15 protein-coding genes and 1 CRISPR repeat array are annotated in these 19,326 nt (G+C 58.4%); of the genes, 6 read left to right on the forward strand and 9 right to left on the reverse strand.

What is annotated here, in order from left to right:
- Positions 1-137: 137 nt before the first annotated feature.
- A complete protein-coding gene (cas2, locus tag VFQ24_06865; protein ID HET9178063.1) occupies positions 138-443 on the forward strand; it encodes a CRISPR-associated endonuclease Cas2 in 306 nt (101 codons plus the stop codon).
- A 52-nt stretch (positions 444-495) separates the two neighbouring features.
- A CRISPR array of direct repeats spans positions 496-2,642; the repeat unit is 36 nt; unit sequence AGTGTATCTCAGAAGCGGTTCCCGGCAAACCATAGC.
- Between the two features lie 248 nt (positions 2,643-2,890).
- Here the strand turns inward: cas2 and VFQ24_06870 are convergent.
- Entirely contained in the window at positions 2,891-3,949 is a 1,059-nt protein-coding gene (locus VFQ24_06870; GenBank protein HET9178064.1) for a membrane dipeptidase, read from the reverse strand.
- A 405-nt stretch (positions 3,950-4,354) separates the two neighbouring features.
- On the opposite strand from VFQ24_06870, the gene VFQ24_06875 reads away from it, so the two are divergent.
- Positions 4,355-5,902, forward strand: a complete 1,548-nt coding sequence (locus VFQ24_06875; GenBank protein HET9178065.1) for a sulfatase — start codon at positions 4,355-4,357, stop codon at positions 5,900-5,902.
- Between the two features lie 114 nt (positions 5,903-6,016).
- Here VFQ24_06875 and VFQ24_06880 read toward each other — a convergent pair whose 3' ends face one another.
- From VFQ24_06880 to VFQ24_06905, 6 genes are all read right to left on the reverse strand, one after another.
- Complete coding sequence (locus VFQ24_06880; protein ID HET9178066.1) at positions 6,017-7,798, reverse strand: hypothetical protein; 1,782 nt, start codon at positions 7,796-7,798, stop codon at positions 6,017-6,019.
- A 103-nt stretch (positions 7,799-7,901) separates the two neighbouring features.
- A complete protein-coding gene (locus tag VFQ24_06885) occupies positions 7,902-8,765 on the reverse strand; it encodes an MIP/aquaporin family protein (protein HET9178067.1) in 864 nt (287 codons plus the stop codon).
- A 296-nt stretch (positions 8,766-9,061) separates the two neighbouring features.
- Positions 9,062-9,598 (reverse strand): protein-disulfide reductase DsbD domain-containing protein, encoded by a 537-nt coding sequence (locus VFQ24_06890; GenBank protein HET9178068.1) that lies wholly within the window; start codon positions 9,596-9,598, stop codon positions 9,062-9,064.
- Between the two features lie 86 nt (positions 9,599-9,684).
- Entirely contained in the window at positions 9,685-10,509 is an 825-nt protein-coding gene (locus tag VFQ24_06895; GenBank protein ID HET9178069.1) for a TlpA disulfide reductase family protein, read from the reverse strand.
- A gap of 76 nt (positions 10,510-10,585) precedes the next feature.
- Positions 10,586-11,431, reverse strand: a complete 846-nt coding sequence (gene lgt / locus VFQ24_06900) for a prolipoprotein diacylglyceryl transferase (GenBank protein ID HET9178070.1) — start codon at positions 11,429-11,431, stop codon at positions 10,586-10,588.
- Between the two features lie 94 nt (positions 11,432-11,525).
- A complete protein-coding gene (locus VFQ24_06905; GenBank protein HET9178071.1) occupies positions 11,526-12,251 on the reverse strand; it encodes a cytochrome c biogenesis protein CcdA in 726 nt (241 codons plus the stop codon).
- A gap of 383 nt (positions 12,252-12,634) precedes the next feature.
- Between VFQ24_06905 and VFQ24_06910 the strand changes: the two genes are divergently transcribed.
- A complete protein-coding gene (locus VFQ24_06910; GenBank protein HET9178072.1) occupies positions 12,635-13,324 on the forward strand; it encodes an HAD family phosphatase in 690 nt (229 codons plus the stop codon).
- Between the two features lie 144 nt (positions 13,325-13,468).
- On the opposite strand, the gene VFQ24_06915 is transcribed toward VFQ24_06910, so the two are convergent.
- Positions 13,469-14,461 (reverse strand): YncE family protein, encoded by a 993-nt coding sequence (locus VFQ24_06915; GenBank protein ID HET9178073.1) that lies wholly within the window; start codon positions 14,459-14,461, stop codon positions 13,469-13,471.
- A gap of 155 nt (positions 14,462-14,616) precedes the next feature.
- Here VFQ24_06915 and VFQ24_06920 point away from each other — a divergent pair, with 155 nt between their 5' ends.
- A complete protein-coding gene (locus VFQ24_06920; protein ID HET9178074.1) occupies positions 14,617-16,062 on the forward strand; it encodes a DUF4139 domain-containing protein in 1,446 nt (481 codons plus the stop codon).
- Between the two features lie 38 nt (positions 16,063-16,100).
- The gene (locus VFQ24_06925; protein HET9178075.1) at positions 16,101-16,562 is read left to right on the forward strand and encodes a GNAT family N-acetyltransferase; all 462 of its coding nucleotides are present in this window, start codon (positions 16,101-16,103) and stop codon (positions 16,560-16,562) included.
- A gap of 150 nt (positions 16,563-16,712) precedes the next feature.
- Here VFQ24_06925 and queA read toward each other — a convergent pair whose 3' ends face one another.
- Positions 16,713-17,798 carry a tRNA preQ1(34) S-adenosylmethionine ribosyltransferase-isomerase QueA gene (gene queA, locus VFQ24_06930; protein ID HET9178076.1) on the reverse strand — a complete coding sequence of 362 codons (1,086 nt, stop codon included), beginning with the start codon at positions 17,796-17,798 and terminating at the stop codon, positions 16,713-16,715.
- A 245-nt stretch (positions 17,799-18,043) separates the two neighbouring features.
- Here queA and VFQ24_06935 point away from each other — a divergent pair, with 245 nt between their 5' ends.
- Positions 18,044-19,210, forward strand: a complete 1,167-nt coding sequence (locus tag VFQ24_06935; protein ID HET9178077.1) for a class I SAM-dependent rRNA methyltransferase — start codon at positions 18,044-18,046, stop codon at positions 19,208-19,210.
- Positions 19,211-19,326: the final 116 nt, after the last annotated feature.

The following is a 19,326-nucleotide window of genomic DNA, read 5'->3' on the forward strand; positions in this document are numbered from 1 at the left end:
TATCTCGCCATCAGCCTACGTTGTGAACGCAAGGCTGGCGGTCCCGCCTCGGCGGGACCGCCGCTACACACTTTTCAATAGACTCCTGGATTCACCTAATGCCGCGCCATCAAGTTGCGCTCTCAGGATACCGAGCCATGTGGTTATTCGCCATGTTCGACCTGCCGGTCGATAAGCCCGACTTGCGTCGGGAGTATACGCAATTCCGCGCCGCGCTTCTGAAACAGGGCTTCACCATGCTGCAGTATTCCGTGTATGTCCATTATGTGGCCAGCGAAGACAGCGATGAAGCCCTGCGCCGAAGAGTCCACGCAGCCCTGCCCAGCCACGGCCAGGTGAGGATCATCTCGATCACCGACCGGCAGTTTGAAAAGATGGAGATTTACGTCGGGAAAAAACGCGCGTCCGTGGAAGACCCTCCCATGCAGATGGGCCTTTTTTGAAATTCTGGAGAGAGTTATCCCCCCCGGATTACAGCAATATCCGGGGGGATGTAGTGTATCTCAGAAGCGGTTCCCGGCAAACCATAGCCGTTCCCGCCTGTTACCCGCGCCACCGCTCAGTGTATCTCAGAAGCGGTTCCCGGCAAACCATAGCCGCTCTTGCGATATTCCGTCCATACGTATCAGTGTATCTCAGAAGCGGTTCCCGGCAAACCATAGCCACAAAACACAGGCAACGCGCAAGTCAATTAGTGTATCTCAGAAGCGGTTCCCGGCAAACCATAGCGCAATGCGTTTGCTGGCGCAGAAACCGACCAGTGTATCTCAGAAGCGGTTCCCGGCAAACCATAGCTTATCTACGCCAGCTCGCAGTGGAAGTCAGAGTGTATCTCAGAAGCGGTTCCCGGCAAACCATAGCCACGCCGTGTGGTCGCTAGCAAGTCGCTAGCAGTGTATCTCAGAAGCGGTTCCCGGCAAACCATAGCAGGTTAGGCTCCAGGGCGAGCGGCAATTCGAGTGTATCTCAGAAGCGGTTCCCGGCAAACCATAGCCCGCGGGCAATGCGTACACCACCTTGTTCTAGTGTATCTCAGAAGCGGTTCCCGGCAAACCATAGCGTGAAGTGCTGATTGCTCGAAAGGTAACTCAGTGTATCTCAGAAGCGGTTCCCGGCAAACCATAGCTACATCCTTCACGATAAGTCAATCACCAGCAGTGTATCTCAGAAGCGGTTCCCGGCAAACCATAGCGCGCTCGTCATTGGCTTTATCGTGTTTATCAGTGTATCTCAGAAGCGGTTCCCGGCAAACCATAGCCGAATCCGCTGCGCGGCGGCGCCGAAGCCAAGTGTATCTCAGAAGCGGTTCCCGGCAAACCATAGCGCCAGCCACTTGACGGAGATGATAAAATCCAGTGTATCTCAGAAGCGGTTCCCGGCAAACCATAGCATGGCAATCGCCCACTTCATAGCCGGTTAAAGTGTATCTCAGAAGCGGTTCCCGGCAAACCATAGCGTCATGATGGACATTCACGCGCAGGTCGAAAGTGTATCTCAGAAGCGGTTCCCGGCAAACCATAGCCCATCCGCGAGTATCAGCAGCGCTCGATGAGTGTATCTCAGAAGCGGTTCCCGGCAAACCATAGCGCTTTCTCCACTCCGCATGCAGCGCTTTCAAGTGTATCTCAGAAGCGGTTCCCGGCAAACCATAGCGCCGACCTGGCGGCAGAGCGATCTGCATCGAGTGTATCTCAGAAGCGGTTCCCGGCAAACCATAGCCTCTTCATCGGACCACCCGGAACTGGTAAGAGTGTATCTCAGAAGCGGTTCCCGGCAAACCATAGCCCGCCAGCCAGAACGCCGAAGCGACTGAGAGTGTATCTCAGAAGCGGTTCCCGGCAAACCATAGCCCAACTGGCAGAACCTCGAAAATAACTTCGAGTGTATCTCAGAAGCGGTTCCCGGCAAACCATAGCGCATCATCAGTATTGAGCCTCGGGATGGCGAGTGTATCTCAGAAGCGGTTCCCGGCAAACCATAGCCGCTCCCCCATGATGCCCCGCACTCGTGTCAGTGTATCTCAGAAGCGGTTCCCGGCAAACCATAGCGCGCTGAACTGCCGGACCGGTGCCTGCTGGAGTGTATCTCAGAAGCGGTTCCCGGCAAACCATAGCGGAGAACGATGGTTTACTCGACCCTTCTGAAGTGTATCTCAGAAGCGGTTCCCGGCAAACCATAGCATACTCCAGCCACACTCATCAATTGCTGAAAGTGTATCTCAGAAGCGGTTCCCGGCAAACCATAGCCTCGACCGCGCAGGCAAAACTCGATCCGAGAGTGTATCTCAGAAGCGGTTCCCGGCAAACCATAGCCGAGGGAGCTGCTCGATCCTGACACCAGCCAGTGTATCTCAGAAGCGGTTCCCGGCAAACCATAGCGGATACGGCCTGGAGCCGACCATCGAGCAAAGTGTATCTCAGAAGCGGCTCCCGGCAAACCATAGCGGGGAACCCGGTATGCCGGCAACCCTGACGAGTGTATCTCAGAAGCGGTTCCCGGCAAACCATAGCTCGGCCAACTCGACATTCACAGCCGCGCACAGTGTATCTCAGAAGCGGTTCCCGGCAAACCATAGCCGCTCTGCGATGGTTCAGGCAGCGTGACGCTGTGTATCTCAGCAGCTATGGTTTGCCGGGAACCGCCGGGACCTGTGAAGGGACCGCGCTACGAAACCCTCACCCGGCGTCGTACCTCCATCACCCTCTCTCCAATTAAAGGCGGTGATTAGCGGTTAGTGGATAGTGTTATGCCAAGGGCACGGGGGCAAACCGAAAAGCAGATCCTTCTCCCGCTCTGCGGGATCAGGATGACATGTTCCTCACGTGCCGGGAGCGGGGGTGGGCTGAAGACACCGGCGAGAGCGCCGGTGCCACTGCACTGTTTGGAAATTTCAAAGGTGTTGCCAGGCGGTGGTAAAGAACTTCACCCAGTTGGCGTGCATGACGCCCTCGATGTCCGATTCCGCGTATCCCTTTTCCTTGAGCATGGCCGGGACATTCTGGAGGTCGGCGATGGTGTCGAGGTCGTCGGGAGACTGTTCTTTGCCGAATCCGCCGTCGAGGTCGCTGCCAATTGCGATGTGCGCGGCATTGCCGGCGAGCTGGCAGATGTGGTCCATGTGGTCGGTGACCCTGCGGAGCTTGATCTGGCTGTTGTCCGTTTCTCCGGGAACGTAGCCCGGCCAGAGCATCCAGGAATCGAGCACTCCGCCAATCACGGCGCCTCGGTCGATGAGCGCCTTGATCTGTTCATCTGAATATTGGCGGTCGCCGGGAACGAGCGCGCGGCAGTTGTTGTGGCTGGCCAGCACCCTGCCGTGGAACGATTCCATCACCTGCCAGAAGCCCTTGTCCGTCAGATGCGTTGTGTCCACAATCATGCCGAGCTGCTCGAACGCCTTCAGCAGCTCAAAGCCTTTGGGCGTGAGGCCGTCCTTTCCTGATGTTCCATCGCCGTAAACGCCGCTGCCGTAATGGGTGAGGCCGACCACGCGCAGGCCCTTCTCCCACCAGGTCGCGGCGTCATCGGGCGAGAGGATGGGGTCGGCGCCTTCCATGCTGAGGATGTACCCGATGGACGCGCGATTGCCGGAAAGCCACTCCTCAAGATGGCTCGTAATGTCGGCGGGATGCCGCAGCATGCGAAGATGCCCTTTCATTTCCATGATGCGATAGAACGTCCGCTGGCCATGGCCCATGGCGGAAGCTGCCTCCTGAGTGCGCCAGTCAAGCTGTGGATCATTGAGCGGGGTGCAACGCGCCAGAACGGTGGCCAGGCAAATGGCTACGTTGCCCTTGCGCATTTCCGGAAAGCAGACGGTGTTTGCTCCGCGGCGGTGTTCGGACACTCCGGCTTCGGCGCGGCGAATCTCCTCGACGGGCAGCGTGAGATCACGGTTCCAAGTGAGCGCGTTCCAGGCCAGGTCAAGATGCGAATCAACAACTATCATGCGGATCTCCTTTGATAATGATTTCTCGGGCGCTGCGACAAGCCGCAGAGTCTCTAAGGAACAGAGACTCTTCGCTACCCGAATCCAATGGCAGCGTTCGAATATCATAGTTCAATTTTGGGAAAACTTGGTGCCGCCGTTGCGACCGGCACGGCGCGTGGCAACACGATTGCTCTGCCCCCGGACAAATCCCCCGCCCCGCCCCCCGCTGAATTCGATGGGCCTTGCCGCGGGTGATTAATCCCACACTCCCGCCACACGAATCCGGTGTTGACATAGCAGTGCAGCAGGAATATTTTTTCAAGGTGCAATTTCAGTTGTGAATGTGGGGAAGCGCGGTTTTCCGGATGCAAGCAAGAAATCGCCTTTGATCAATGCGCCCGACCTTCTAACCGGAGAGAACCAATGGACCAGGACAACAGCGGCAGCAGGCAGAGCAGGCGGGAATTTCTGAAAGCGGGCGCCGGAGCGCTCGGGGCATTCGGAGCGGCCGGCAATTCCCTGGGGGCAGCCCGTGGCCAGGGCTCCAGTTCCCAAGCGAGGCCCAATTTTGTTTTCTTTCTGTGCGAAGGGGTGCGGCCGGACGAGTTCAGCGCCAGCACTCCGCAGGGCTGGAACGGAAACGGCCTGAGCGCGACGGGCAGCAAAATCATTTCAACGCCGAACCAGGACCGCATCATTCGTGAGGGCGCCACCTTCCGCAATGCGTTTGTGACTTACGCTCTGTGCCTGCCATCCCGCGCGTCCATCCTCACCGGCCTCTATCCTCACAGCAGCGGAGTCATCGACAACCGCGGCCGGGCGATCCCCGAGGGTGTTCCCACCATTGCCGACATGCTCCGCGACGCGGGTTACGACGTGGCCTTTTTCGGCAAGGCCCACATCCATGATCTGAGCAAGCAGAATTGGGACACATTCTTTGGAGTCGAGGCGGCCGGGGCAGACTACTACCGGCCAGTGTTGACCGAAAGCCACCATGGAGCCGTCGAGCCTCCAAAAGAATACCGCGGCTATGTCGATACCATCATCACCGGGCGGGCGGTTGAATGGTTGAGCCAAAGGGGTGAAAAGCCATTCTGCCTGTTCTTCTGGTTCGTGGCGCCGCACGCTCCTTTCTACCGGCCTCGCCACCTGCTCGACCTCTATAACGGCGTGCCCATCCCCAAACCGTCCACGTTTGACGAAGACCTGAAAGGGTATCCTGGCAAACCGCTGGCCTTTAAGAATGCCTTAAACAAAATTGGGACCACGGTCCTCGGGAATGACGACCCTCGATCACTCGAAGAGCTGGTGAAGGACCATTTCGCCGGTGTGGTGAGCAACGACGAAATCGTGGGCAAGATCATGGGCCTTCTTGAGAAAGCCGGCAAACTCGACGACACGGCGGTCGTTCTAAGTTCCGACCACGGCTTCTTCCTGGGCGAATGGCGCTTTTATGACAAGCGCTTCATGCACGAACCTTCCATCCGCGTGCCGCTCTCCATCCGTTACCCTCGCTTGCTGAAGGCCGGCATCGCACGCGATGAAATGGCCCTCAACCTTGACATCCCTCCCACAATTCTGGAGCTTGCCGGCATCAAGGAGCCAAACTGGAAAGACTGGGTGCAAGGACGGAGCCTCGTCCCGTTTATGAAGGGCACTCCGCCCACGGACTGGCGCAAGGATTGGCTCTACGAATACTACGAATATCCCGGCAACGAAGAGGTGAGGCCCCATCGGGGAGTTAGAACTGAGCGTTACAAGCTCATCCATTATTTCCTGCCGCCGCAGGAATTTGAACTCTACGATCTCGAGGAAGACCCTGGTGAGCTTCACAACCTCTACGGTGATCCACGCCATGCGAAACTCGTCGCAGAGCTCCGCAACCGCATCGACCAGCTCAGAAAAGAAACCGGCGACGAGTATGAGTACCAGATGCCGAACGCGTTTGAATACGAGAAGCAGAAATTGTAAGATCGTGCAGCGGCAGAAACCGCTGAATCGCATACATCGCAAAGCCGGCGACGTATGCGCGACCCTTTGTGATCGCATACATTCCAAACTGCGGAATGTATGCGCCACCCGAGTCTATTGTTCGGCGGACAACGTCAACAAAATTTCCTGCTGATGGGGACGGACGTATTCATGCTCCGACTTCAAGTTTAGCGGGACGGTAAGCCTTCCGACGGCGTGGTCCAGCGTTTTCTCAGGCGCGTCGGCGTACGGGTTGTAGGGATATATGGGCCATCGCAGACTTGCTGCAGGATCGACCTTAAGCGTCCACCCGCCCTGGCGAATCCAGCCGCCAAGGTCATCCGGTCCCAGGTCAACTTGATCGCTTCCCAGCGTGATTTTCTTTCCTGCGCCCGTTTCGAGCACCTGGCCTGGCTTCAGCACCAACTGCAGGTTCAGGTCCGCTTCGTCCGGAGCCGAGCCGTGCCCGGTGATCTCAAACCGGAGCGTGACGGAATGGGCGGTCGGTGCTGGAACGTACAGGTCAACAAAGAATGTGTTGTAAGCAAGAGAGAGCCTGTCTATATCTTTGCCCATTTGCAGGCGGCTGCTGAGAGGCATGGCGTTCGTGGTGCCGTCAAATCTCTCCATGAACGTTCCCAGTTCCGGCTGGCGCTTGGAATTGGCGCCGGAAATAATCAGGCCCAGTTTCTGATGAAAAACGCTCACGTTCGATTGCCGGTCAATGTAGAACTGGTTCCTCACTGCGGCGGGTTCGACGATGCCGGAGAGGCCCACTTCCCACGGACCGGCCTTGCGCATCCCGGCAGGAACCAGCAGCCGGTGCGAAAAGCTCTCCATGTCTTGCGGGATGGGCGCCGTGGGTCCGGCGTGATAATAGAGGGCATCTTGCGAAAGGCGTCCGAGTTCGTCCATCGTCAGGCGCCCTGGCTTGAAAAAGCCCACCAGGAATTCATCGTACCGGCGCCCATCGGGAAAATTGGAAAACCCAAATTGACCCCAGGCCGGGACAGTCCAATAACGATTCCGATTATTGACCACATCAACCGGGGTCCCGTCCAAATAGGTAAAGTACTTGTGAAAATCGGTTGAGCGGCGCAAGGCCTTCAGTGCCGCCGGATCGTGGCTGTACTCCCAATAAAGCGCCACCTGGGTCATGGTGATGTAGTCATAGCCTGTGGTCGGGCCCATGCGGCTGAACTCGCCCCAGTAGCCGTCAGCGGTCTGCTCGACAGCCGAATATCGGTGCAGGATCTTGTTGCCCAGTTCGAGCCAGTCGGATTTTCCAAAGACCTTGCCGGAAAGCATCAGCAGGCTGGCCCATTGCGCGTAGTGGTTGGGCGAGGTTCCGATATAGGGCGTGTTGTACCACGGGAAATCCACCATCTTCATGGCTGACGCATAGAACGGCGTAGCATTCTGAAGGATGGCCTTCTTCCATCGCGCGCTGCGCTCGGCGCCCAGCTCCGGTTGAAGCAGGCGGTAGGCTTCCAGCCACATGTAGGTGTCCCAATCACTGTCCAGCCGCGGCGTAAAAATCCCTTTTTCGTTCTGGTCAGCAAGGTAATCGCCCAGCTTGATGGCCTCAGCCAGCATTTTCGCATCGTGATAATGATGGTTGGCCGGATCGCGTTTGGAGTAAAGCACTGCCGGCGCCAGGATGGAATATGGGAGATGCCTCCACGCAGGCTCTTTCTCCAGCGCTGGCAGGTCCGCTCCGGGCTGCTGGCTCATGTGTTCTTGAACTTGCGCAATGCCGGAGACCATCAGGCGAAAATATTGGGCGGGCAAGCGTACGGGCGTCTCCGCAAGCAAGCTTGGTCCACTTGCTCCGCATAACAGGATTGCAGCAGCAATCCAATAGCAGGTTAGCGACTCAAGTTCTCGCAACCCCAAACTCTTCCTCGTCAACCGTTCCTTAAGTCGAAGCAGGCTGTTCATCAGAAACACCATTTCTAAATGCGAATTTGCATCCACCGGTACTCGTCCTCTTCTCCGTTCACGAAGCCTCCGGATGGCGGCCGGCGGGAACCTGCTCAGGCGCCCGGATCAGGAAGGGGCGCACGAGGCCGTCATACACCAGTCCGCCTGCAATCCCCCCGACAAGCGGCGCCAGAATATAAATCCACCACTCGTTTCCCCTTGGCCCGGGAAAAGCAATCGAGCCGTATCCCGCGAGATAACCGAAGAGCCTGGGCCCGAAGTCCCGCGCGGGATTCACAGCGTCCATCGTCAGGGGAGCGCCAATGCCAACGATGATGGTTACCGTCAGGCCGATGAAGGTCGCCGCCAGATTGCTGCCGGGCGCCGCTGTGTTGCGCGAATCGATCAGGGCAAGAATGGCGAGCAGGAGGAGCATGGTCAGCACGGCTTCCACCAGAAATGCCGCGCCGCCCGTTACCTTGGCAAAATCCGCCGGCGTTACGCCCACGATGCCGGGATTGGGATAGAAGCAACTGAAGATCATCATCAGTTTCTGGCTTCCGGGCTGTCCGATGCTCACACCCAGTTTCTGTGCGGTGGGCGTCCAAAAACCGTACCAGAAGAAGAACAAAACAACGCACGCAGTGAAAGCCCCTGCCACCTGCGCCAGCACGTAGGGCACGATTTTGCGGCCCGGAAACTTGCGGAAGGCGGCGAAGCAGGCAGTCACGGCCGGATTCAGGTGGGCCCCCGAGACGCCGCCTGAAATGTAGATGGCCAACAGAACGGCGAGGCCCCACAGAATGGCGACGCCCGTGAGATCGAAGGCATTGGTAAACACCGCCACGGCAACGGCGCCATCTCCGATCAGGATCAGAACAAAGGTACCGATAAATTCACCCAGGCATTCTCCCATCAGGGAACCTTGCAGTCTCTTCATGTCCGCTCCGCACCGGTGGCTGTTGACAACCTGCCCCGCCTAATCTTTCTGTTCTGCAGCTCTGTGAACCCGAGCGGCCCCTCGCAGCCCCTTGCTGAGGACCGCAATCGGCGACCCGTTGGATTCTGCCACGGATACTGCCTGAATCCAAGCGTAAGATCAAGTGCCCACAGCCAGGAGTGGCTGTGCTACGTTCCTTCCGTAGCACCGGCACTCTTGCCGGTGTTGGGGTCGCTTCACCACAGCCAGGAGTGGCTGTGCTACGTTACCCGCGCCCACAGCCAGGAGTGGCTGTGCTACTTGAAGTTGATGGTGCTAAAGATCTCGGAATTGACGGATTTCAGCGGAACCGAGGGCGGCGCCACGCGCACTGAAACCTCAAACGGAACACTGGTGGGCGGCAGGCAGGCATGATCGTTGCAGGCCTGATACATGAATTTTCCGCGCAACGGATAGTTTCCCGGCTTCACTGAGCTACCGACCTTCAGAAGCGAACCCAGATGGATTTCACCTTCGTAGACCGAAATCGGAGAATCCAGGAAATCAAACTTCACCATCTTACCGCGCGGGTAAACAACTTTCTCAACCTGCAAGTTGGGAGAAGCATCAAACTCGACTTTGGTGGGAATCAGATAATCGAGCGAAGGCTTGTGGTCGTTGATATGGTAACCGGGCTCAATTCGCGCCAGCACTGCCAGTTTTGCTGACTGGCCGGGATGGACCGCGTTGGTTGCAAGCACGGTGCGGGCAGATACCACGGCGGGCGGGCCTGCGGCGGTTGCCGCGCCGGCCGACAGCAAAACCAGTAATGAAGCCGCGATCCATCGCATCATCGGGCCGCCCTGCCGTTGCTCGAATGGCCGATCTCGATCGTGCTTCGGCCCGGCAATCAAATGCCAAAGCCGCGCCTCGAGCAACGCTATCCGTGGTGATCTTTCAGGAATTTGGCGTACTCGTCTTTCGCCTGCTGCAGGCTGACCTGGCAGGACGAGTCCACCTGCCTGCATTTCAGCAGCGTGAAACCGCAACCGCAGGTACACTTCTGTTGCCCCAGGTGCTTCTGAAACGCCGTCAGTTCGGACGGAGTCAGCTTTGAAACGTCAACCCCGGGCACCACCGAGCTTACCTCTGCCGGCGTGCTGGTGCGGATGTCTTTGGAAGCCGTGTACCCCACCGTCTTGAAGTCCGCCAGCTTGCGGTCCGGGGCCGCGGCCAGCAGTTCCTTGATTTCGGATTCAAAAATGGATGCGTCCGTCAAGCCGACGTGCTTGGCATAAATCCTGCCGTCGCGTCCGATCAAAAAGCTGGTGGGCAGCCCCAGAATTCCCCCATAAAGCTCGCCCAGGTTGTCAGAACCCATGACGACCGGATAATTCATGTGAAATTCCTGATAGAATTTTCGGACCGGCTCCGGACCATCGTCCATCGAGACGCCGATAATCGACAGCCCCTGGCTTCCGTACTGGTTTTGAAGCTGTACGAAACCGGGAATTTCAATGCGGCAGGGCCCGCACCAGGTGGCCCAGAAATCCAGCAGCACCACCTTGCCCTTGTAATTCTGCAGGTCGATCTTGTCGCCCGAAAGCGAGGTAAGTGTAAACCCTGGGGCCTGCGGAAAGTCACCGCTGGCTTTAGCGGCGGCCTTGGTGGCGGCGGGCGCAATCCAGTACTTGTTGACAAAGAACAGGCCGACGGCAACCACAATCCCCAGAGCCACGCCGAGAAGAACTTTGCCTTTCTTCACAAGTATCTCCCTTCCTCGAAAACTCTTCGCATCTTGCGGACCTGCCCGGATCCTCTCCTGTGCCGATTCCCGATTCTCATCCCTTCACTTTGGACTGCAAATGGACCTTGGCGCTCACGCTGCCTGCGAAGCTTCCGGCCTTGCGCCCCGGACCGTACCATCGGTATGCCAGCACCGCCGCAAACCCCAGCACCAGCAGCGCGATAAACTGCGAAGTTGAGAGCAGATGGTTAAACACAAAGCCGCGGTCGGGATCGCCTCGCAGGAACTCCAGCAAAAACCTTTCTACCCCATAAAGCCCGATATAAAGCAGAAAAATTTCTCCGTCGCGCGTTTTGTGCTTGTATCGCCACATCAGGATCACGAAAATGCCAAGCAGCGTGACGGATTCAACAATCTGCCATGGAAAGAGTGGAATCCCAAGAGGCACTCCAGTCATCTGGTGGCTAAACTCATTGGTAAACGTCACCGCCAGGAAGGAATGGCTGGCCACACCGTAATCGCACCCGGCTGAAAAACACCCCAGCCTTCCAATCGATTGCCCCAGCGCGATGGCGGGAGCATAAACGTCGAAAACCCTCCAGAACGGCAGCTTGTAGCTCCGAATGTACCAGGCGGCAAACACCGTGGCGGCGATGAATCCGCCGTAAAAAACTCCGCCAGCTTCCAAAGTGGACATGGAGAATATCTGGCCCGGATTATGGCTGTAGAACGTCCACTCCGTCAGGATCATCAGGATTTTCGCCCCCAGCAGCGCCGTAACAATGATCCAGGTGCTCAGGTCCACCAGGCGGCCCGTGTCCAGGCCCTCGCGCCGCCCCAGCCGCACCACCGTGTAGAGGGCCACAAGCAGCGCCGTGGCCAGCAGGACGCCATAAGTTGGCAGTTGAAAAGAACCTATCTTGAAGAGAATCGGATGCAAGCTGTTATCCTAACCTCGGGGCCACGTCTTGAGCATCGGGCATGCGGCCGCGCCATTTCTGGAGCGCGGTATGCAGCCCCACAATCCTCCATAATTACAGGGTAAACCGATTGAGAAAAGAAAGATAGCCTGAGAGCATCGTCATTTTATGAGTTGCCATCAACACTCCGATGCAGATCAGCAGCACACCGGAAGCAACTTCCACGGCCTGCATGTGCTTTCGAAAGCGGCTGTAAAATTTGATGAACCTTCCCACGCCCAAAGCCGTCAGCAGGAATGGCACAGCCAGCCCCGCCGAATAGATGGCCAACAGAAACATGCCCTGGAATACCGTGTCTTTGATGGCCGCCAGCGCCAGAATCCCGGTCAGAATCGGGCCGATGCAGGGGGTCCATCCAAAAGCGAATGCAAACCCCAGCACAAACGACCCGGCGATTCCCCGCTTGGGCGCCAGAGTGTTCATCCGGGCCTCGCGGTAAAGAAAAGGAATCTTCACCAGTCCCGTAAGGTGCAGGCCAAAAATGATGATCACCACGCCCGCCGCAATGTCAAACGTGCCCTGGCGTGACAGCAGGAACTTGCCGACGGCGGTTGCCGAAGCGCCGAGTACGATAAACACCACCGAAAAGCCGATGACGAACGCTACGGAGTTGCGAAGGATCAGCGCCGTCACCTTTTCATCTGCCTCGCCGCGCAGGTCCTCCATGGACAGCCCGGACAGCATGGAAATGTATCCTGGAATCAGCGGCAGGACGCAGGGCGACAAAAACGACACCAGACCGGCAACGAAAGCAACAGGAATGCTCAGATTATGAGTCATTTTGAATCAGTTTCTTTAAGTACAGCTTTCACTTTTTGGATGTCCCAGAAACAGCCCCACAACACGCAATTTCTGGAACGTTCATACGGGCCAGAATCCGACAGCAGCCCAGCCTTGCGGCGCACACCCTAAGAGTGTATCATACCCCGCCTTGCTGTTTGGTATGTCGGCAGGTGAGGATAGTGGGGCGGCTCTCGCAGATTCCTGTGCGGCTAAAGCGACATTTGGCATTTCGAGCCTCGGGCACTGTCATTCCGAGGAGCCGAAGGGCGACGAGGAATCCGCTTTTGGCTGGCCGAGAAGCAGATTCCTCGGGCCGCAACAGCGCCGTCCCTCGGAATGACGGTGGGTGCGGTTTCCATTTATGATTCGGAGGACTTGAATTGCTGCGAGCGATCATCTTCGATTTTGACGGCGTCATTGTCGATTCCGAGCCGATCATCATGAGGCTGACGCAGGAGATGGCGGCCAAGGAAGGCTGGGTGGTCTCCGAGGAGGAATACTACCGGAATTACCTGGCGCTTGACGATCGCGGCATCGTGGAACACCTCTTTATCAGCCACGGCCGCGCTGTCGATCGTGCTCGCGTGGAAGAACTGGTGAGCTGGAAGTCGCGCGTTTACGGAGATATGATCGCCGAGGGCCTGCCCGCCATGCCCGGCGCGGTTGAATTTGTCCGCCAAGTCGCCAAAAGCTATCCTCTGGCCATCGCCAGCGGCAGCGCCCGCAGTGAAATCGAACATCTGCTAGGCAGGGTCCAGCTCCGCGACTGTTTTCGGACCATCTCGAGCGCCGACGATTGCGAAAGGTCAAAGCCTGACCCGGAGGTTTACCTGAAAGCTCTCGCCGGCCTCGAGGCTCTCCCCGAATTCGGCGATAAGCCTCTGCGCGCGACTGAATGCGTGGCCATTGAGGACGCTCCCGGCGGGATTGATGCTGCGCACGCCGCAGGAATCCGCTGCATTGGCCTTGCGCACAGCCGCACGCAGGAAAACCTGCTCCACGCCGACTGGGCTTTCAGCGGTTTTGAAGATCTGGATCTAGAGGCGATCAGCCGCGCATTCGAGCGTTAACACGTCGCTGAAAAGACTGTCTGCCACGTCATGATGGATCTTACCGTAGCGGCGGCTTTACGCCGCCATCTGCCCCGAGCGAATTGACCTGATGGCGGTGTGAACCCGCCGCTACGCCGGGCCGGGTTGCCGCAAGAAGGCCCCTCAGTTACGGACCTCGTAAACGCCAATTTCAGCGATTGCCGAGCCGCGGCGCGGAATGGCCAGATAGAGGCGGTCCAATGCGGGAACAAAAAGTGAGGTGCGGGCGCCGGAAGCGGTGGGGAGCGTCGATTGCAGCCGGTAGTGATCGGCATCCAACTGATGCACGACGCTGATGAAGCCCTGCCCGCCGGAAACATAGATCCTTCGCCGGGCTGCGTCGTAGTAAACGTCATCGGCGTCGCCCGCCACATCGAGGTGCGCAACCATTTTGCCCGACTCCGAATCGAGCACCAGGAGTTGCGCCGGGCTGCGGCAAACCACAAACAACCGCTGCCGTGACTGGTCATATGCCATGGGGAAATTGTCCCGATAATTTTCCATGGGCCATCGCAGAACCACAGACCGACGGTTCCAGTCCGCAGCGGCGATTTCATTTTCGGTGGGAACGTTCACGTAAATCCTCGACCCGCCACCTGCCACCTCAAAGGCTTCCGGATGCGCCCGCAGCGGTATGGTCCCCAATTCTTTCCCGGTCATGGCGTCCAGAACGCCCAGGCCGCCGCTTCCGTATCCGACGTAGATCCGCTCGTGTGCGGCGTCATAGCGGATGTCATCGGCGTCCGAAGGAAACTGCACGGTTGAGAGCAGGCTGTAGTTCGTGCCATCGAGAACATGGACGGAGCCGTCGCCGCCATTGGCAACGAAAATACGGTTCGACTCCGGCACGTAAAACACTCCTTGCGGCTCCTGCATTCCGGTGATCGAGTGAATGTCTTTGCCCGCGTCAAGATCGATGACTTCCACGGTATCGTTGCCAAGAGCGGAAACAAACAGCCGGTGGCCCTTTACATCAACGCTCAGATGATCAATGCGGCCGCGCACCTCGGGCATGGGAATGTTTGCGGCCAGTTTAAGCGGCGCGGGCACCTGCGCACAGAGGCCCGGGACCCACGCCAGCCAGCAGATAAACAAAAACCGCGCGCAGCTTTTCATCACACCCTCGTATGAGCAGGTTGCTGAAAAAGGCCACCCGTTCAAATCATATCGCTTCCGGCTCTTCCCGGTGTACTCTTCTGTCTGGGGCGGGATTTCGTCCTTCCTGTTCGGAAAGATCGAGCGAATGCTACCGATACCTGGAGGTGTTAAGGATGTTGATCCGACAACGGCGCGTGCAGATGCTGGCGATGCTCGCCGCGGCTCTGGCTGCGGCAAATGTCGCGCGCGCGCAGACAAAAGCAACTTCAACGGAAAGCGACCAGCAGGCGCTGAGCCTCACCATTTACAACTCGAACGCTGCCCTGGTGAGAGACGTTCGCACCGTGCGTTTGCCCGCCGGCAACGTCGAACTGCAGTTCGCCGATGTCGCTTCGCAGATCCAGCCGGAAACTGTTCGCATCATTTCGCTCAGCGGGCCCAGGCAATTGACGGTGCTGGAACAGAATTACCGCTATGACCTGCTCGACCCGCAGAAGCTGTTCCAATACTACGTGGGGAAGCAGGTGACGCTGGTCCGCCACATCACGGAAAACAATTCAACCAGGGAAGTCTCAACGAAGGCCACATTGCTCTCAGACAATAATGGCCCCGTCTGGCAGGTGGGCAATGAGATTGTTACCGGCATGTCAGCCGACCGCTTTGTCTTCCCCGCTCTGCCGCCCGGCCTCTACAGCAAGCCAACGCTGGTTTGGCGTCTGGAGAACAAGAGTGCGGGAGAGCAGAAACTTGAAGCCGATTACATGACCAAGGCCGTCAACTGGAATGCGGATTATGTTCTCACCTTGCCTGGCGAAGATGCGGCGGCCGACCTGAGTTCGTGGGTGACAGTGAGCAACAGCAGCGGCGCCGATTTTCGCAACACCCGGCTGCAGCTTGTCGCAGGGCAGGTGCACCAGGCCGTGCAAAACATCATGCCCATGGCAGGGCGCATGGTGGCGATGGAAGCTAAAGCCGCGGCTCCGGGAGTTTCGGAAGAAGGGCTCTCCGAATATCATCTATACACCATTGAGCGCCCTGTGACGCTGCCGGACAACAGCAGCAAGCAGATTGCCTTTGTGCGCGCCAGCGGCATCAAGGTGCAGAAGACCTATGAGATCACCGGCCAGCAGTTCTACTTTTACAGTCCTTATCAGGGCGGCGAGTCCGCGAAACAACCCGTGGAGGCACACCTGAAGTTCAAGAATTCTGAGAGTAATTCGCTGGGAGTTCCTCTGCCGGCGGGGACCGTTCGCGTCTACCAGGCGGACTCCAACGGCAGGGTGCAATTCGTGGGCGAAGACAGCATCTCCCACACGCCGAAAGACGAAGACCTGAACCTCTACATCGGCAACGCCTTCGATGTCACCGCGGAAAGGAGGCAGACGGATTTTCAAAATCTTGGCCGCGACGTTTATGAGTCGGCATTCCAGATCACCATTCGCAACCACAAGAAAGCCGCCGTCACGGTTGATGTCAACGAGCCGGTCAACGGGACATGGTCCGTGCTGCAATCCAATTTTAAGTATGAAAAGACCTCGGCGTTTTCGATCAGATTTCGGGTGCCGGTGGAAGCCGATGGCCAATCCGTTCTGAATTATCGCGTGCGCGTCCACCGATAATGGTTGGCAATGCCGCCGCCCAACATCGAAGGAGAATCATGCGAGCCATGTCCGGGAAAACGCGGGAGGTGCGGGTCCGAACTGCACGGCTCGAAGACGCCGGCGCCATCGCCGATCTTTCCGGCCAGTTGGGCTATCCCAGCTCTGCCGCCAGCGTGCGGCGCCGCCTGCGCGATCTGCTCGGGAAGCCCGATCATGCCATCTGGGTGGCGGAAAACAGCGGAGGGAGCGTCGCAGGCTGGATCCACGTTTTCGTCCATGCGCTGCTGGAGAGCGACCGCCAGGCGGAAATCGGCGGTCTGGTGATCGACGAAAACTTTCGCGGCCACGGCGCGGGCAAAGCGCTTGTCGGGCGGGCCGAACGCTGGGCAAAATCCAGGCGGCTCGTTTCCGTTTACGCGCGCTCAAATATCATCCGTAAAGAAGCGCACGCGTTCTACCAGAAGCTGGGTTACAAAATCATCAAGACTCAGCACGCTTTCCGGAAGGAGCTTTGTTAGTGTGGCATCCCAGTAATTGTTTACCAGTCATTCCGAGGGCCGTGCTCTTCCGGCCCGAGGAATCTGCTTTTACTCCATAGCAAAAGCAGATTCCTCTCCCGCCTTGCGGGCTCGGAATGACGGTGGCAGACAGTAACGAATAACGCCGCGCTAGACAATCAGCATGCAATCGCCATAGCTGTAGAAGCGATACCGCTGCTCGATGGCGTGCCGGTAGGCGCGGAAGATCAGGTCACGCCCAGCAAACGCCGAAACCAGCATCAGCAGCGTCGATTTCGGCAGGTGAAAATTGGTCAGCAGTCCGCGAACCACCTGAAACCTGAATCCCGGCATGATGAACAGCCCCGTTTCCCCTCGCCAGGGAACAATCTTGCCATCGTTCTCTAGTGCCACGGATTCGAGTGTGCGCACGCTGGTGGTGCCTACCGCGATCACGCGGCGTCTCTCGGCCAGAGCGCGGTTGAGGGTCGAGGCCGCTGCCTCTGAAATTTCGAACTGTTCCGATTCCATTTTGTGGTCTTCCACGCGCTCCGTCTGGACGGGACGAAACGTTCCCGGCCCCACGTGAAGCGTAATCTCGCAGACTTCAATCTCTCGCGCCCGCAGTGCGTCAAAGATTCGCTGCGTGAAATGAAGGCCTGCCGTGGGCGCGGCAACCGCGCCGCGTGCTCTGGCGTATATCGTCTGATAGGTCTCGCGGTCCGAGGCTTCGTCGGGCCGGCCCACGTAGGGCGGCAAAGGAACGTGCCCCAGGCGGTCGATGGCGCCCGCCACGCTGCCTTCGCGCGCCCGCAGCAGCACCCTGCGCACACCGTATTCACCGCGCCCCAGGACTTCCGCCTCAAGCCCGCCGCCGCCAAAAACCAGCACCTCGCCTGTGCGGACTTTGCGCCCTGGATGCACGAGGCCCTGCCAGACGTCGCCCGATTCATTTCGCGTCAGCAGAAGTTCGACTTCGGCGGTCAGATACTCCCGCGCCGCCGGGTTGCCTTTGCCAATGGCCTGCGCCCGCGCGCCTCGCCTCTTTCCCAGCAGCCGCGCGGGAAACACCCGCGTGTTGTTCACCACCAGCACGTCGCCCGGATCGAGGAGCTCAGGCAACGAACGAAACGCGCGATCGCTGAATGATTGCGCGGCGCGGTCCAGCAGCATCATGCGCGAGGCATCGCGTTCCTTCAAGGGCCGCTGGGCGATCAATTCCTTCGGCAGTTCATAAGCAAATTCTTCAAGCAGCATGCAGAAATTATTCTACGCTAACAGGTTGCTGAAAAAGGCCGCCCGTCATGCTGAGCGAAGCATCTGCAGTATCTTACTGAAAATGAACAAAACAGATCCTTCGCTGCGCTCAGGATGACGTCACGCTGGGAGTTTTTCAGCAACCTGCTAAACGTCGGACCGCCTTTCGAAGATCGCGCGCCAACGCGGGATTGCCCGGTGGCGGCGTAAAGCCGCCGCTACTCGCGGTGTGATAGAGTCACTTCATGCCCGAAGCCACCGTAACTGTTTCCTCGCGCGGGGTCGAGAGAATTTTCGCCGGCCATCCGTGGATCTACCGGAGCGACGTTTCCGCCTCCCCGGATATTGAACCGGGAAGTGTTGTGGGCGTCCACGACCGGCGCCAGCGGTTTCTCGGGCAGGCCCTTTACAGCAACAGATCACAAATCGCCCTGCGTTTCATCACCCGCGAGAAGCGCTGCGTTGACCGCGCGTTTCTGGCCGAGCGAATCCAGACGGCCGCGGATTACCGCCGGCAGGTCGTCCAGGATTCCGAGGCCTTCCGCCTGGTTGCCTCTGAGGGCGACGTTCTGCCGTCACTGGTGATTGATCGTTACGGCGAATATCTCGCCGTGCAGACGCTCAGCCAGGGAATGGAAAAGCTGAAGCCCATCATCATCGACGTCCTGCAGGAAAAGTTTTCGCCGCGCGGCATCGTGGAGCGGAATGACGTTGCCGTCCGCGCGCTGGAGGCGCTGGAACAGGCCAAAGGCATCCTCGCCGGCGACGTGCCCGAAGAAGTCATCGTTTCGATGAACGGTCTGCGCTTTGCGTTTAACCTGCTGGAAGGCCAGAAGACCGGCGGCTTTCTTGACCAGCGGGAAAACCAGCGGGCGGCGCAGAGTTATGCTTTCGGGCGCGCGCTTGATTGCTTCACGTACGCCGGCGGCTTCGCGCTCCACGTCAGCCGCTGCTGCGAGTCTGTTCTGGGCATCGACTCTTCTCAGGACGCACTGCGCCTCGCCCAGCGCAACGCGGAATTGAATGGGGTCTCGAACATTGAGTGGAAGGAAGCCAACTGTTTTGATTTCCTCAAGGCCGCCGACCAGGCCGGCGAGCGCTTTGACGTTGTGGTGCTCGACCCTCCAGCCTTCGCGCGCCAACGGTCAAATCTCGACTCCGCTCTGCGCGGTTACAAGGAACTTAACCTGCGCGGCCTGAAAATCCTGAACCCCGGAGGTTACCTCATCACTTGCAGTTGCTCTTACCACGTCACAGAGGCGGATTTCCTGGAGGCCATCGCCAGCGCGGCCGTGGATGCACACCGGACGGTCACCGTGGTTGAGCGCCGCACGCAGGGCCGCGACCATCCCATCCTGCTGACTGTCCCAGAGACGCTCTATCTGAAGTGTCTCATCCTCCGGGCGCTATAACAGGGTGCTGAACGATGCATGGGACCCGTCATTCCGATCCCGCAGAACGGGAGAGGACCCTGCTTTTGATCGGTGCGCTGACAACACAGCAGATTCCTCGGGCCGATTTAGAACAT

Source organism: Terriglobia bacterium (assembly GCA_035712365.1).
GTDB lineage: Bacteria > Acidobacteriota > Terriglobia > UBA7540 > UBA7540 > SCRD01.

Coding starts and splice junctions, on each gene's coding strand:
- cas2 (HET9178063.1), top strand. CDS start 138: ATGTGGTTATTCGCCATGTTCGACCTGCCGGTCGATAAGCCCGACTTG.
- VFQ24_06870 (HET9178064.1), bottom strand. CDS start 3,949: ATGATAGTTGTTGATTCGCATCTTGACCTGGCCTGGAACGCGCTCACT.
- VFQ24_06875 (HET9178065.1), top strand. CDS start 4,355: ATGGACCAGGACAACAGCGGCAGCAGGCAGAGCAGGCGGGAATTTCTG.
- VFQ24_06885 (HET9178067.1), bottom strand. CDS start 8,765: ATGAAGAGACTGCAAGGTTCCCTGATGGGAGAATGCCTGGGTGAATTT.
- VFQ24_06890 (HET9178068.1), bottom strand. CDS start 9,598: ATGATGCGATGGATCGCGGCTTCATTACTGGTTTTGCTGTCGGCCGGC.
- VFQ24_06905 (HET9178071.1), bottom strand. CDS start 12,251: ATGACTCATAATCTGAGCATTCCTGTTGCTTTCGTTGCCGGTCTGGTG.
- VFQ24_06915 (HET9178073.1), bottom strand. CDS start 14,461: ATGAAAAGCTGCGCGCGGTTTTTGTTTATCTGCTGGCTGGCGTGGGTC.
- VFQ24_06920 (HET9178074.1), top strand. CDS start 14,617: ATGTTGATCCGACAACGGCGCGTGCAGATGCTGGCGATGCTCGCCGCG.
- VFQ24_06925 (HET9178075.1), top strand. CDS start 16,101: ATGCGAGCCATGTCCGGGAAAACGCGGGAGGTGCGGGTCCGAACTGCA.
- queA (HET9178076.1), bottom strand. CDS start 17,798: ATGCTGCTTGAAGAATTTGCTTATGAACTGCCGAAGGAATTGATCGCC.
- VFQ24_06935 (HET9178077.1), top strand. CDS start 18,044: ATGCCCGAAGCCACCGTAACTGTTTCCTCGCGCGGGGTCGAGAGAATT.